The sequence below is a fragment of the Emticicia sp. TH156 genome (assembly GCF_002855535.1).
Classification (GTDB): domain Bacteria; phylum Bacteroidota; class Bacteroidia; order Cytophagales; family Spirosomataceae; genus Emticicia; species Emticicia fluvialis.
The window spans coordinates 151,657-166,024 of record NZ_PKRS01000010.1; the positions used below are offsets into that span (position 1 = coordinate 151,657).

Below are 14,368 nucleotides of genomic sequence, written 5' to 3' on the forward strand. Positions count from 1 at the left end.
AATAAACTATAAAGCAATGTGCCTTACACGTAAGGAATTAAATCCATTTTTTCTTTTTGAAAAAGAAAAGAAACAGCAGTGATGAACAAATCATCAGAAACACCGCTATCCAGAAACCATACTTATACTCAGAAGAAGGTATAACCTGATAATTCATACCAAATATGCCTGCAATAAGCGTAGGTGGTAAAAAGGCTATGGTAACTACCGTAAAAATCTTGATAATTTCGTTCTGCTCAAGGTTAATCAAACCCATAAATGTATCCTGCAAATACTCTAAACGCTCGAAATTGAAAGTGGTGTATTCAAGTAGTGAGGTAATATCTTTCAACACAATACGAAGCCGCTCTTTGCGGTCTTCTGGAAAATACGCACTACGGAGTATCTGAGAGAGCACCCTCTGCTTATCTATGATACTTTCACGTATGAGCATCGTGTTCTCCTGCAGGTTATTGATTTTAAGCAATGATGCCTGTTTCGGCTTCTTTTCTCTGCTTAGGGCCTTACTGATATTCTTAACCTCTTTGGTCATGTTCTCCAACAGGTCAGCGTCAGATTCAATACGGGTTTCAAGCAGCAGCAAAAGAATATCTACGCCGTCTTTAAAAACCTCTTCGCCCAGCTTAATTTTTTTAACGGTATCGGCAAATGTTCTGGAATCGCCATGGCGATAAGTAAACAAAACGTTGTCGCGGATAAGAAACGATACCGGATAAAAATGATAGCCGTCGTGGTCTGCTTTTAAAAAGTTAGAGTTGGCATTAATTGTATTATTCTGTTCAAAGTAGCGGGCGCTGCTTTCAATTTCTACTATTTCCTGCGGTGTCTGAAAACTGATGTCACTTTTGGCCTCAATCCACTCTTCTTCGTCCTGAGACGCAGACTGCAAGTCAACCCACATTACGTTTTTAAGATGCGCCATCTCACGCACATCTGTTTCTTTCTTTACCTGCTTACCCTCTTTATAATAAATGCGTACCATAAGCCAAAGATTTTTTAGCCTGAAATCAATTCCTGTATCACTTCAGGAAAATGCTTGTGTTCAAGCACCTGAACTTTCGCAGCTATATCGTCCGGCGAATCGCTCGCTGCCAGTTCACATTTTGCCTGAAAAATAATTTTGCCCTCATCATACTTTTCATTTACAAAATGAATAGTAATGCCCGACTCGGTATCTTGGTTGGCATATACGGCTTCATGCACATAATGCCCCCACATACCTTTACCACCGTATTTCGGCAAAAGTGCCGGATGAATGTTGATAATTTTATCAGGGAAAGCACTGATTAAACTGGCAGGTACCAACCATAAAAAGCCAGCCAGAATAACCCAGTCAATCTCTTGTTTTTTTAATATCTCTACTACTCTGTCTGTTTGCGAAAATGATTTTTTATCAAAAACCACTACCGGCACCCCAAGCCTGCGGCCTCTTTCAATAACACCTGCCTGCGGATTATTGGTAAGTAATAAGTCTATGCTAACGGCCTCATTATTGGCAAAGTAGTTTATGATTTTTTCAGCATTACTTCCAGAACCCGAGGCTAAAATGGCAAGTCGTTTCATTTTTCAAAAAATAGTTTTCAACGCTTTGAAGCACCCATCTACCAGCTTTCAGGAATTAAAAAAAAAGACTGGGTCTGCTTCCAAACAAAATGCGAATCACGGTATTTTTTTTTAAAGATTTGCATTTTCAACCAGAAAAAAGCGACCCGCCGATTATTATTGCGCTTAGGTTTTCTTATAAATATAAAGGCATAAACCTTTAAGCCTTAAAAATAAAAATCTCCGACATTTATAATGCAGGAGACCGTAAAACTAGTATTTAAATCACCACACAAAGAGCCAGAATCATAGCCGCCCCTTGTAGAGTTCGTCCTGCCATTTTTTTAGTTCGTCCCATTTCCCGTCTCGTGCCAGCGAAGACTGGTCGGCCCAGGTGGTAGGGTCATGTATATGAAACCGGCTACCTGCTTTGTCAAGAATCTCTTTCATTTTGCTAACCGGCGTATCAGCCAATTGAGCAAATGTATAAATACCTGCCTTATTGAAAAGTTCTTCAATTTTAGGCCCAATGCCTTCAACAATTTTCAGGTCGTCTTTTACTGGCGGGGGCAATGTAGCATTTGCTGCACTGCTGCCTGCAATGCCCGCCGTTTGCCCGGCAGAAGTAGCCGAATCAACCGATACCGAGATTCTGGTTTTACGGCAGGCGTCTAGCTCTCCTTCCAGAAATTTTATTCTATTCAATAACTCTGTAGATTTCGACTTCCACTTCCCAATCTCCCTGTTCATAAACCACCACAAAAACCCTGTTAGCAAAAACCATATTAATAAAACTTCCAGTGGGAAATCAGTAAAAATTGTGCGTAGATTTTCCATGGTCTCAATTTCTTTTAATTGTTGTAAACATTAATGTTTGGTTAGGTTAGAAATTAATATTCATGCCGTTTATAAACCCTTATTTTATTGATTTGGGCCTTTGTACCGCGGAAACCTAAACACTTTCTAAACAACAAAATGAAAAGGTATAAAATTACATTGCGGGTCAAATCAATTTAAAGCGCGAAAAGTAGTAAAAAGTAACCTAAGTGCAATCATTTAGGTGGCATTTCTTTATAAAATTTGCAGAAAAAAACCAGGTATCGTTCATCCTGCTTACTCAAATTAACGGCGTACTTAAAAATATTTCTGTAAATGCTTCAAAAAGATTAATTTTGAGCGAACCTAAATCTCATTTTGTCCTGATGGATTCAATTAAAGTTTTTGCACCTGCCACTGTTGCCAATGTTGCCTGCGGTTTTGATATTTTTGGCTTTGCTGTTGACGCACCCGGCGACGAAGTTATCATTTCTAAAAGGGACGATTCGAAGATAGTAATTACAAAAATAAGCGGTGAGGATGGCAAACTAACGCTTGACCCTCAAAAAAATGCGGTTACGGTTCCGGTTATTACCTACCTTAAAAAATTGGGGCTGGCGCAAGGCTTTAATGTTGAGCTGCATAAAAAAATGCCTCTGGGCAGCGGTTTGGGTAGTAGCTCGGCAAGCTCGGTGGCCGGGGTATTTGCCGTAAACGAATTACTAGGCAGGCCTGTACCTGTTAAAGACCTGCTGCCTTATGCGATGGAAGGCGAACGTATAGCCTGTGGGGCAGCCCATGCCGACAACGTAGCACCGGCTTTAATGGGAGGATTTGTGGTAATACGTAGTTACAACCCGCTTGATTTTTTTAATGTGCCTACCCCGCAAGAGCTTTTTGTAACAATAGTACACCCCGATATTGAAGTAAACACCAAAGATGCCCGTTATATACTACGTAATGAGGTATCAATGAAAAACACCATTGCTCAGATGGGTAACGTAGCCGGTATGATTGCCGGGCTTATGCAGTCTGACTATGATTTGATTGCCCGCTCGATGGTAGATTTTATAATTGAGCCTGTTCGTTCTATTTTGATTCCGGAATTTTGGGAGGTAAAAAATGCAGCCCTTGACGCTGGTGCATTAGGGTGCAGTATTTCTGGTGCCGGGCCATCTGTTTTTGCTTTCAGCCGTGGGCAGGAAACCGCCGAGAAAGTATCTATGGCTATGAAAACAGCCTTCGAAAAAGCGAGCATACACTGCAATGCTTATGTTTCTGGTGTAAACACACAAGGCCCTAAAGTTTTAAATTAATTTAAAAAAGATTGAACTCTCAGCCTGCATTTTAGTGTTACAAAATCATTAGGCTGAAAATTAGGACATACCGATACGGTTAAAACAAAAAAAGCGTACCGATAAAAAAATATTTTAAGAAAATTTTGATTTTCTAAAATATTTGCCATATAATTGCATTCAAATCCCAGTTTAACTTCAATAGGCTTTCTGAATTAAGAAAACACCCTCTTTGAATCAATCAATTTCTGAAATTACAATCCAAATATTGCTTGCTAATTTCTTAATTTGGGTTAATCCCTGATTATAGTTAAATTTTGATACTAAGTAAAATTAAAGTTAATCTCCAGTTAAAGTAAAATACTTTTTAACCGTTAGTGTTCAAATACTGCTTGTAATTTGCTTTCAACTGTTCACAAACTTATAATGTCCTTTTCTTTTTTCAGCATCGATTTTAGTCTCTAACCATCGCAAAATAGTATAGTTGATTCTCACGTATGTATACATCAGAAGAACTGAATCTGAAACTTCTATCAGAGTTAAGAAAAATTTGTATTGAAGTGGGCATTAAGGATGTCCGCAATGCCTCGAAGCCGGAATTAATTGAAAAGATTTTGGAACACCAGTCCCATAAATTAACTTTTAATTTACCCAAGGAAGTTGCCGAAGCAACCGGAAGTAACTTTGAAGAGCCCCTCTTTAACGATAATAAAGTTCAGAAAGGCCGAACAAGAATAAATAAAACAGCCGACAACAAAGCAGCTGATATGAATGCCATGCCAAAAGAGCCACAGAAAAAAGTTGGCAGCAAAAAGCTGTTTGATAAAGCCCCTGCACCTGAATTCTCCCCATCATTTGCCCCTGAGCCAGTGAATGAAGATGCCCAGCCACAGCCGGATATGCTTCTGGTGCCAGACCTTGAGCCGATTATGAATCTGGAAGAAGCAGAAGACTTTGACTTGTCGGAAATTGACGCAGAAATGAGCGAATTTGAAGGCCTGACCGACGACATCGTTCCGGATATTGTTGAACACAAAGAAGACAAACGCTTTGTTGACGACTACACCAAGGTTATCAAGAAACAGTTCAATAATCTTATTAAAGAGTTTGACGGTTTGATTGAAAACGAAGGTGTGCTGGAAATAATGCAGGAAGGCGGATATGGTTTCCTCCGTTCTGCCGACTACAATTATCTGGCAAGCCCTGACGACATCTACGTTTCGCCGTCACAGATAAAGCTTTTTGGCCTTAAAACCGGAGATACCGTTAAGGGTGCCATTCGCCCCCCTAAAGAAGGTGAAAAATACTTTGCCTTACTTAAGGTGCTATCTGTAAACGGTAAAACTACCGAAGAAATACGCGACCGTATACCGTTTGAATACCTCACGCCTTTGTTTCCTAACGAACATATCAAACTAAGCAGCAAACCAGATGTTTATTCTACGCGTGTGCTTGATTTGTTTGCGCCTATTGGTAAAGGCCAGCGTGGTATGATTGTGGCACAGCCTAAAACAGGTAAAACTGTATTGCTGAAAGAAATTGCAAATGCTATTACCCGTAATCATCCGGAAATATACCTGATTATACTACTGATTGACGAACGCCCGGAAGAGGTAACCGACATGCAGCGCAGTGTGCGCGCAGAAGTAATATCTTCTACGTTTGACGAAACCGCCGACCGCCACGTAAAAGTGTCCGGCCTGGTATTAGAGAAAGCAAAGCGTTTGGTAGAATGCGGACACGATGTGGTTATCCTGCTTGACTCTATTACGCGTCTGGCACGCGCTTATAACACAGTTATTCCATCGTCGGGCAAAATACTTTCCGGTGGTGTTGACGCCAACGCACTTCATAAGCCAAAACGTTTCTTTGGTGCAGCCCGTAATGTAGAAAATGGTGGCTCGCTTACCATTATTGCTACTGCCCTGATTGACACCGGCTCTAAAATGGATGAGGTAATTTTTGAAGAATTTAAAGGTACGGGTAATATGGAGTTGCAGCTTGACCGTAAGTTGTCTAATAAACGTGTGTATCCGGCTATTGATATTCTTGCTTCAGGTACCCGTCGTGAAGACCTCTTGATGGACAAAGAAACCCTTCAGAAAGTATGGTTGCTGCGTAAATATATGGCAGACATGAATCCTATGGAAACTATGGAGTTCTTGCTTGACAAAATGAAAGGAACACGTACCAACGAAGAGTTTTTAATGACCATGAACCGTTAGGAATCAGGTATTTTTGATGATTTTCTTTGAACGGATTACATCATCCTGATTAACGATAACAAAATATATACCCTCCGGAAGCCCTGCCAGATCAAAATCATGCAGGGCTTTTGTATGTACTTCTTCCTGCAGGATTTTCCCGGCCAGATTAGATAGCTGGTAATGCGTTTCATAACCCGGTGGCACTTTTACATATACTTTTTCATCGGGCTCGTTATAAAATATCACCAGGTCGTCTTTTCTCATTTTTAAAATTTGTTTATCTTCTTTGTAGTAAACAGGTAGTATTCGCCTGCCTTTAATAATATTTTCTGTTTCCCCACTACAATTTCCCGGGTTGTCTCGCCAAAAAAATCATACCAGATTCCGGCTTCCAGGTTACTTTTTACCGAGGCGTCTTTCAAACTAAAATTCACCAGTAATCTGATTTTCATTTCAGGGTGATTAATACTGATTTGCTTCACTAAACTGTCTGAATCCTCAATGAATTCTCCATCTTTCCATGCAACAATATTTTTTCTGAAATGAATCATTTGTCTGTAAACTTCCATCAAGGCTTGCCTGTCAGGGTTTTTAAGGTATTCCCACCTGATGGGTTTTACACCGGTGCGGCCGTTAAAATCAATGGGGATGTCGTACCCGAATTCGCCAAATTGCCAGAACAACTTTGGCCCGGGGTAAATAAAAAACAAAACTGCAGCAGCTTTTGCGCGAGCCAGCACTGTAGGTAGGTCCTTTAATTTTCTGAGGCCGTCAAATACCAGGCGTTCTTCGTCGTGGCTTTCTATATAGCCTACCAGGTGTGGGTATTTCCACCCTCTGTTCTGATGGTTCAACCAGTACACACTATCTTTTTTACCTTTAAGCAGATTCCTGAACTGATGATTCAGATGCCCCCAGAGTAAAAAACCATAATCGGCCAGTTCAGTTTCTTCGTCATTAGCAGCCAGATGCTCGAGAATCAGATAACAATTTTTATGGTAAGTTCTTATTTTATCATAAAATCGTTTCAGCAATTTTATCCGGCTGGCATCGTAGCCTGACCACCTCTGCACATCAGGATATGATAGCACCTGCGTAAAACCTTTGGTGAGGTCAAACCTAAACCCATCAACTTTGTATTCAGTAAGCCAGAAATGGCATACCTCATCAAAAAAGGCCTGCGTGTACCTGCTTTCATGGTTAAAATCAAAGAACACCGAGAAAGGATGCGTAGCCTGCTCATTAAAGAAAGGATTCTCCTCATCAGCTTTGCCGGGCTTCTCATAAGCCTTGTAGTAAGAAAAATGCTTATCGGCATGGTTAAAAACTACATCAAGTATTACTGCTATGCCATTTTCATGGCATTTGTCTATCAGATACTTCAGGTCGTTTTTGGTACCGTAGGCTTTGTCAGAGGCAAAATAAAAAGTGGGGTTGTATCCCCACGAATCATTTCCGGTAAATTCCTGCACCGGTAGCAGCTCAATGGCATTAATACCCAGTTGTTTAAAGTAAGGAATATAGTTGGCCACATCTCGGTATTTGCGCGACTCAACAAAATCTCTAATCAATAATTCATAGATAACCAGTTCTTCTTTGGCAGGTGGCAAAAATGACTCAACCTGCCAATCAAACTTTTCAGGATTGGTTTGTAATACGGATACCGTGCCGCGAAATGGATTATCGAATGCGTAGCTTCTCAGATTAGGATACGTATTGGCAGGAATCAGCTTGTCGAACTGTGGGTCCAGAATTTTCTCGGTGTAAGGGTCTGCGATAGCAGTTTTGCGGTCAATCAGAAATTGATAGGCATATTCGCGGCCAGGCTTCAGATTATTGATAGTGATTACAAAAGTTTCACCATCTGGCTGTTTTTGCATTTCATATTCATCCATTACCTGCCATGCGTTAAACTCGCCCACCACATGAACCGTCTGTTTTAACGGTGCTGTCAGGCTTAAAGTCAGACTGGTATCAGTCAGGTACTCAATCATTCCGATTAAATTTTAAACAGCAGAAACTATAAAACCATAAAACGCTGAAGCTGCTCATAAACCTTATGAATTGGTAAACCCATAACGGTATAGAACGACCCCTCTATTTTTGTAATACCTATCATACCTATAAAATCCTGCACGCCATAGCTTCCTGCCTTATCAAATGGCTGGCATTTTTGTATGTAGTACTCAATTTCCCAATCGCTCAATGGCTTAAAAGTTACAAAGGTCGTGTCGCTGAAAGTAATTGTTTCTTCGGCTGTCATCATACAAACCCCCGTAATTACCCTATGTACCTTATTACTCAAAAGCCTGAGCATCCTTCGGGCATCATCAATGCCAGCAGGTTTGTTAATAATTTCGTTGTCAACAATCACAACGGTGTCTGCACATAAAACAATCTCATCAGACAGGGTTCCTCTAAAACACTCGGCCTTGTTTTTGGCCAGATAAACCGGCACTTCTGCTACTGGCATTTCAGCAGGAAAAACCTCATCGGTTGGTATTACTTTTATTGAGAATCCGAAACCCGCATTGTGCATGATTTCTTTCCGGCGCGGAGAATTGGAAGCCAGTATAAGCGGTTTTGATAATTGCATAATGCTTCACTAAGTAATAAAATGCGAAATAAATAAATACCTGCTACAAAAACGAGCATTTGTAAAAGTTTCGGCACTTATACAACCTATTTTCTGCAATACTCATCTCTTACACAGATAGCTTAGGCTCTGGATACGTTAAAACAAATTAATATGGAAACCCGGCAATTAAACCGTATATTTCAATTCTTTAATTAATTCAAACAATTTAATTACAATTCGTATTTACTTACAATGAATAAGCCGCCTTTGCGTTGCTATATGGCCGGCTAATCCAAAACAGATGCTAACATCGGTACTGAAAAAATGGAATCTTTTCAGCATGAAGAATTGGACCTTTATATTTTTACTGGTTTCTCATTACATTTTCGGACAAACCCCTGACTACAGAAAATTTGACAGCGACAAGTCTGCAAAGGATAGTGTCATGTATACCAAGCTAAAAACCAGAATGGAGCAAAGCCGGTTAGGGAGGCAATTCTATGGCTTTTTGTTTAGAGATGTGTATAATACCAATGCCCTGAAAAACGAAATTAACAAACTGGAAGCGAATCCGTTTGAAATCTATAATGGCAAAATAATTGAGAAAATTACCATAAGGCAGTTAGACGTTTTTGGGCCTACAGTGAATGACACCACCCGACGGGGCGACAGAGTTGAACGTTTTCTTAGCAAAAATCTGCACAGAAATACTAGAGAAGGCATTATCAGAAGATCTTTTTTATTGTTTGGCGAAGGCGATAAACTTGTGCCGCAATATTTAAAAGATACCGAACGCCTTTTGCGGGCTAACCCTAGTATTCATGACGCACGCATATTGGTAAACCTTAGTGAGAGCAGTGAAGAAATGGTCGAAGTTGTGGTATTGGTGCAAGATGTGTGGTCTATAAATGTAGATGCCTCTGCCAGCGGCATAAACAATCTCAGATTTGGCATTGAAGACCGGAATTTCCTGGGTACGGGCCATTCATTTCTTAACAGAGCCACCTGGCGGAAAGACGACCCCTACCAGCCTCTGGGTTACAGAAGCATTTATACGATACCTTACATTGGCAAATCATTTGTTACGGGGCAAATGAGCGCTATTTATGAGCGAGACTTAAGCCAGTATTCAATCAGGGTATCACGTCCATTTCTAACAGTAGAAACCAAAAACGCAGGGGCTGTTGAGCTGGGTTATTACAAATTAAGAGAATATAAAAAACTTGGAAACTCACCAACAGATAAAGAAATGGTTTACCAGACAGGCTATTATTACTCTGACCTTTGGTATGGCCGTGCCTTTAAGCTCAAAAGCTTTGATAATAATCAGAGACTTATTATAGCGGCCCGTAATTTAAGCTACGATTACAAAACAAGACCGGAGGTAAGAGCAGACACCAACAAAATTTACTGGGACCGCAACACAACCCTTATCAGCATTGGTTATTCAACCAGAAATTATAAAAGAGACGTACTTATTTATGGTTTCGGACGAACCGAAGACGTTCCAACCGGCAGCCTGCACTCGCTGACAGTTGGCCGTGAAGAAACTGAATTTGGCGGACGCCAGTACGCTGCACTTCAGTATGCTAACGGTACGTATCTGAGCCGTAATCACGGATACCTTTATTTTCTGGCCAGTGCAGGTACTTATTTCAAGAAAAAAACCACCCAACAGGGGATTCTTAGCTTTCAAAGCTATTATTTCAGCCCGTTGATGCGGTTGGGGCAGGTGCAGTCGCGTAATTTTATTAATCTTGGCTTTACTTATGGCATTAACCGCGACCCGGTTGATTATCTGAACATAAGCGGGCAAGACGGCATTATCGGTGTCAACAGTAACGCCCTAATAGGTGACAAAAGACTGACGCTCGGGCTGGAATCTGTCTTATTCTCTAAAAAAAGTCTGTTGGGTTTCAGAATAGCCTATTTTACTTTTGCCAATTTCGGCCTGGTAAGCTTGAGCGATTCAAAACTATTTTCAAGCACTTTGTATAGAGGATACGGTATAGGCCTCAGGTTCAGGAATGAAAACCTCACTATAAAAACATTTCAGATTCGCCTTGGCTATTATCCTAATATACCTGCCATTAGCTCAAATCTTCGCTTGGCTTTTGACGGCACCCAGCCACTTCGACTCCGCGATTTTGACATTTCTGCTCCCACAATCATACCTCTCCGATAATTTTTTTTCAGATACAGGAACTAAAATTCATTGACACTTGTAATATATGTACTAACATATAATTGAAATACTTTATAACACTCGGTTAGAGAACAGAGATGTCGATAGAAAAAGACATAAAACAACAAAAACCTTTTAAGAGCCCGTATCAGAAACTGGTTGTGAATATACTGTTTACCAATAACTGGATGAACAGCGACCACATGAATATTCTGAAACCGTTTGACCTGACGGCTCAGCAATACAACGTACTCAGAATTTTGAGAGGGCAATATCCGAATCCGATTACAGTAAACGGAATTATAGATCGGATGCTGGATAAGATGTCTAATGCGTCAAGGCTGGTTGATAAACTTCTGCTGAAGGGTTTGGCTACCCGATGCGACAACAAGGATGACAGACGTGCGTGTGATGTTCGTATTACAGACAAAGGCCTGGAAGTATTAGAAGAAATAGATGTACTTCAGGAAAGCTGGGAGTCGACATTTTCAAACCTGACACCTGAAGAAGCAGAAGCCCTGAGCAATTTACTTGATAAACTCAGAAACAGCCAATAAGCCTAATCAGGAATAGGGTATTATAACAGGGATTTTATAATCTACTTAATCTATTGATTACAAAGAATTTAAATTAATTAATTACTTTTTAAAATTAAATTTCAAAACCAATGAAAATTATCAGAAGTTTATTTACAGTTGCAGTTGCAGGTTTAGTAAGTTTTTCAGCGCTGGCCGATAATGGTAAAAAAGGCCCACAAACATTAAAAGTAGACACCAAAGCCAGCTCTTTTAACTGGATTGGCAAAAAAATTACCGGTGAACACAACGGTACAATCAACATTCAAAGTGGTAACCTTGCCGTTGATGGCGACAAACTGGTAGGCGGAGATTTCGTAATTGACATCAACAGCATTAAAGTATTAGACCTGAAAGATGCAGAGTACAACGCTAAACTAACAGGCCACCTGAAAGCCCCTGATTTCTTTGATGCAGCCAAATACCCAACTGCCAGCTTTAAGATTACTAAAGCTACACCTAAAGGCGGCACTAACTATGATATTGCAGGTAACCTTACTATCAATGGTGTTACCCAGGCTATCACCTTTCCTGCTACTGTAAGTGTAGATAAAAAAGGTTCTGCTTCTGCTACAGCCAAATTTGAGGTTGACCGCACCAAATTCGGCAGCAAATATGCTTCAAAATCATTCTTTGATGCCATTGGCGACAAAGCTATCCACGATAATTTCCTAGTTGATGTGAAGTTGGTAGCTGCTAAATAATTGTTAGCAGATTTTAGAGTATTCGTTTCGAAAAAGCCGCAGATGAATGTTTCATCTGTGGCTTTTTTATTTTAGCTTTACAAAAATTATTTCGCCTAAGTTTTTCTTGAAATAATACAAATCAACAATTAAAAACGATACCTAAAATGGCTTATAACGAACCAATGCTGAGAGACGGCGCACTAGAAGGTAAAACCTTTGTGGTAACAGGTGGTGGCACAGGTCTGGGCAAATCAATGACAAAATACTTTCTGCAGTTGGGTGCAAATGTAGTAATAACCAGCCGGAAGCTGAATGTACTGGAAGAAACCGCGCATGAGCTGGCCAGCGAAACTGGTGGCAAAATATTGCCTATAGCCTGCGATGTGCGCGACTACGGCGCCATTGAAGCCATGAAAGACAAAGCCATTGCCGAATTTGGCAAAGTAGACGGTTTACTGAACAATGCGGCGGGCAACTTTATATCACCTACCGAGCGGCTATCGCACCGCGCCATTGACACCGTGGTAGACATTGTGTTAAAAGGAACTTATTACTGTACACTTGCCTTTGGCAAGCACTGGATTGAAACCCAACAAAAGGCTAATGTATTAAGCATTATAACCACCTATAGCTGGACAGGCTCTGCATTTGTTGTGCCATCAGCCATGGCAAAGGCTGGCGTGTTATCAATGACAAGAAGCCTGGCGGTTGAATGGGCAAAATATGGAATCAGGTTTAATGCCATTGCACCGGGGCCATTTCCGACCAAAGGTGCATGGGACAGGCTGTTTCCAGTAGATGCATTCCCTGAGCATCTCAGAGAAAGATTTTCAGACTTTGGCAATGTGCCTCTTAAGCGCGTTGGCGAACATCAGGAACTGGCCAATCTGGCTGCTTATCTGCTATCAGATTTTTCTTCCTACATAAACGGAGAAGTGGTAACCATAGACGGTGGCGAATGGCTGAACGGCGCCGGACAGTTTAACCATCTGGGAGCTATACCTAACGAAATGTGGGATATCATTCAGGCGGCAATCAAGTCGAACACCAAAAGCAAAAAAGACGAGTAAAGGCAACCAAACCTTTTGCCCTGAGCTTACAAGCTGAAATGCCATTGCATTTCAGCTTTTTTTGTTCTAAACCACATTAACACAATAATGATACAACATTGACAGGCCAGCCGGCAAAAGAAAAACGCAAACCTAAAATACCAATCAAGGCTCAAAAAAGCGGGTGTACGGCTGAGCCTTATCCAATTAATTTAATAACTTTGTCTTGACAATCTCTAACAACATGAAAAACAGATTCTTAAAGTATTTCTTTGTATCCATCACACTTGCTGTTTTTACGTGGTCATGCGAAAAAACAACCTCAGAACCCACACCGCAGGCTGTTACACTTGTTAGTTCTGCCTTAGTTAAAGAATATTCAAAAGACCAGCTTATTGCCTCGCTTGGCGCTCAGGGCCAGGCGTTTGCCTTATTTATACAAGGTGGCGTAAAGCAATACAAGCTGGTATATAAAACCAAAAATACCGATGGTACCGAGATCCAGGCCTCCGGTGCACTGGTTGTGCCGGTAATATCCAATCGTACGGCGGCGTATCCGTTGGTAAGCTACCAGCATGGCACTATATTTAACGACAAAGACGCCCCCTCTTACTTTACAAGCGATGGCGAAGGCTCTCTGGTTTCTCTGGTAGCTACTCTGGGTTATATTGTAGCCGCCCCGGATTACATAGGCTATGGCGCAAGCAATAATTTGCCTCATCCATACGAACACCGCGAAGGGCTGGCCACTGCCAGCCTGGACATGCTACGCGCTGCCAAAGAGTTTATAGCCAAAGAAAAAATAAACTGGAACAACAATCTTTTCTTAGGCGGATACTCAGAGGGTGGTTTTGCTACTTTGGCATTACAGAAAAAAATAGAAGAAGAAACCACAAACGAATTTAATCTGAAGGCGTCAAGCTGTGGAGCAGGCGCATACAACAAAACACTTAGTTTTAAAACCATTGCCTCAACTACTACAGACGGTAACCCGGGCTATAATGCTTCGTACATCTGGGTATTACTTACCTACGACCGCATCTATAAACTTAACCGGCCTTTAACAAGCTATTTTATTGAACCTTACGCCAGCCAGATTCAGAAAGACAAGCAAAACGCAAACATATCGGTAAGTTTTAATACCATTCTGACTGATGCCCTGAAACAAAGTCTTGCAAACGGTTCTGACACCGCATTAATGAATGCGGTAAAAGATAATGATATTTTTGACTGGAAACCCAAAACCCCAACACAACTGGTACACGGCACCGCTGATACTTATGTACCTTTTTTCAATTCGCAAACCGCTTATGACGCCATGTTGAAAAAAGGAGCCACCAACGTTAAGCTCATAGGCATAAATAATGGTACGCACAGTTCATCTGTTGAGTCTTTTCTTACCAGCACCATTTCATTTTTTGCATCCTATCAATAA

13 protein-coding genes are annotated in these 14,368 nt (G+C 40.9%); 7 read left to right on the forward strand and 6 right to left on the reverse strand.

Annotated elements, in window-relative coordinates:
• Positions 1-37: 37 nt before the first annotated feature.
• The 3 genes from corA to C0V77_RS18575 form a co-directional block, all read right to left on the reverse strand.
• On the reverse strand, positions 38-982 hold the full coding sequence (corA, locus tag C0V77_RS18565) for a magnesium/cobalt transporter CorA (RefSeq protein ID WP_101727857.1): 945 nt from the start codon (positions 980-982) through the stop codon (positions 38-40).
• Positions 983-996: 14 nt separating this feature from the next.
• Positions 997-1,563, reverse strand: coding sequence for a phosphoribosylglycinamide formyltransferase (gene purN, locus C0V77_RS18570; protein WP_101727858.1), 567 nt, complete (start codon positions 1,561-1,563; stop codon positions 997-999).
• Positions 1,564-1,848: 285 nt separating this feature from the next.
• Positions 1,849-2,379, reverse strand: coding sequence for a hypothetical protein (locus C0V77_RS18575; protein ID WP_101727859.1), 531 nt, complete (start codon positions 2,377-2,379; stop codon positions 1,849-1,851).
• A gap of 365 nt (positions 2,380-2,744) precedes the next feature.
• Here C0V77_RS18575 and C0V77_RS18580 point away from each other — a divergent pair, with 365 nt between their 5' ends.
• Positions 2,745-3,674, forward strand: a complete 930-nt coding sequence (locus C0V77_RS18580) for a homoserine kinase (protein ID WP_101727965.1) — start codon at positions 2,745-2,747, stop codon at positions 3,672-3,674.
• Between the two features lie 476 nt (positions 3,675-4,150).
• Entirely contained in the window at positions 4,151-5,878 is a 1,728-nt protein-coding gene (gene rho, locus C0V77_RS18585) for a transcription termination factor Rho (RefSeq protein ID WP_101727860.1), read from the forward strand.
• Positions 5,879-5,881: 3 nt separating this feature from the next.
• Here the strand turns inward: rho and C0V77_RS18590 are convergent, their stop codons facing one another.
• The 3 genes from C0V77_RS18590 to C0V77_RS18600 are packed head-to-tail and all read right to left on the reverse strand — an operon-like array spanning position 5,882 to position 8,456.
• Positions 5,882-6,124 (reverse strand): T9SS type A sorting domain-containing protein, encoded by a 243-nt coding sequence (locus C0V77_RS18590; RefSeq protein ID WP_101727861.1) that lies wholly within the window; start codon positions 6,122-6,124, stop codon positions 5,882-5,884.
• Positions 6,125-6,126: 2 nt separating this feature from the next.
• On the reverse strand, positions 6,127-7,854 hold the full coding sequence (locus tag C0V77_RS18595; protein ID WP_101727862.1) for an alpha-amylase family glycosyl hydrolase: 1,728 nt from the start codon (positions 7,852-7,854) through the stop codon (positions 6,127-6,129).
• A gap of 26 nt (positions 7,855-7,880) precedes the next feature.
• Positions 7,881-8,456: a Maf family nucleotide pyrophosphatase gene (locus C0V77_RS18600; RefSeq protein WP_101727863.1), complete on the reverse strand. Its 576-nt coding sequence runs from the start codon at positions 8,454-8,456 to the stop codon at positions 7,881-7,883.
• Between the two features lie 283 nt (positions 8,457-8,739).
• Between C0V77_RS18600 and C0V77_RS18605 the strand changes: the two genes are divergently transcribed.
• The 5 genes from C0V77_RS18605 (at position 8,740) to C0V77_RS18625 (ending at position 14,368) form a co-directional block, all read left to right on the forward strand.
• Positions 8,740-10,623: a hypothetical protein gene (locus tag C0V77_RS18605; protein ID WP_229236321.1), complete on the forward strand. Its 1,884-nt coding sequence runs from the start codon at positions 8,740-8,742 to the stop codon at positions 10,621-10,623.
• Between the two features lie 98 nt (positions 10,624-10,721).
• The gene (locus tag C0V77_RS18610; RefSeq protein ID WP_101727864.1) at positions 10,722-11,180 is read left to right on the forward strand and encodes a MarR family winged helix-turn-helix transcriptional regulator; all 459 of its coding nucleotides are present in this window, start codon (positions 10,722-10,724) and stop codon (positions 11,178-11,180) included.
• A 110-nt stretch (positions 11,181-11,290) separates the two neighbouring features.
• Positions 11,291-11,902 (forward strand): YceI family protein, encoded by a 612-nt coding sequence (locus tag C0V77_RS18615; RefSeq protein WP_101727865.1) that lies wholly within the window; start codon positions 11,291-11,293, stop codon positions 11,900-11,902.
• Positions 11,903-12,048: 146 nt separating this feature from the next.
• Positions 12,049-12,954: an SDR family oxidoreductase gene (locus C0V77_RS18620; RefSeq protein WP_101727866.1), complete on the forward strand. Its 906-nt coding sequence runs from the start codon at positions 12,049-12,051 to the stop codon at positions 12,952-12,954.
• 223 nt (positions 12,955-13,177) lie between these two features.
• A complete protein-coding gene (locus tag C0V77_RS18625) occupies positions 13,178-14,368 on the forward strand; it encodes a S9 family peptidase (RefSeq protein ID WP_101727867.1) in 1,191 nt (396 codons plus the stop codon).

Bases quoted from the DNA above. Each gene is read 5' to 3' on its own strand.
- rho (WP_101727860.1), top strand. From the start codon at position 4,151: ATGTATACATCAGAAGAACTGAATCTGAAACTTCTATCAGAGTTAAGA.
- C0V77_RS18625 (WP_101727867.1), top strand. From the start codon at position 13,178: ATGAAAAACAGATTCTTAAAGTATTTCTTTGTATCCATCACACTTGCT.
- purN (WP_101727858.1), bottom strand. From the start codon at position 1,563: ATGAAACGACTTGCCATTTTAGCCTCGGGTTCTGGAAGTAATGCTGAA.
- C0V77_RS18595 (WP_101727862.1), bottom strand. From the start codon at position 7,854: ATGATTGAGTACCTGACTGATACCAGTCTGACTTTAAGCCTGACAGCA.
- C0V77_RS18575 (WP_101727859.1), bottom strand. From the start codon at position 2,379: ATGGAAAATCTACGCACAATTTTTACTGATTTCCCACTGGAAGTTTTA.
- corA (WP_101727857.1), bottom strand. From the start codon at position 982: ATGGTACGCATTTATTATAAAGAGGGTAAGCAGGTAAAGAAAGAAACA.
- C0V77_RS18590 (WP_101727861.1), bottom strand. From the start codon at position 6,124: ATGAGAAAAGACGACCTGGTGATATTTTATAACGAGCCCGATGAAAAA.
- C0V77_RS18620 (WP_101727866.1), top strand. From the start codon at position 12,049: ATGGCTTATAACGAACCAATGCTGAGAGACGGCGCACTAGAAGGTAAA.
- C0V77_RS18600 (WP_101727863.1), bottom strand. From the start codon at position 8,456: ATGCAATTATCAAAACCGCTTATACTGGCTTCCAATTCTCCGCGCCGG.
- C0V77_RS18580 (WP_101727965.1), top strand. From the start codon at position 2,745: ATGGATTCAATTAAAGTTTTTGCACCTGCCACTGTTGCCAATGTTGCC.
- C0V77_RS18615 (WP_101727865.1), top strand. From the start codon at position 11,291: ATGAAAATTATCAGAAGTTTATTTACAGTTGCAGTTGCAGGTTTAGTA.
- C0V77_RS18605 (WP_229236321.1), top strand. From the start codon at position 8,740: ATGCTAACATCGGTACTGAAAAAATGGAATCTTTTCAGCATGAAGAAT.
- C0V77_RS18610 (WP_101727864.1), top strand. From the start codon at position 10,722: ATGTCGATAGAAAAAGACATAAAACAACAAAAACCTTTTAAGAGCCCG.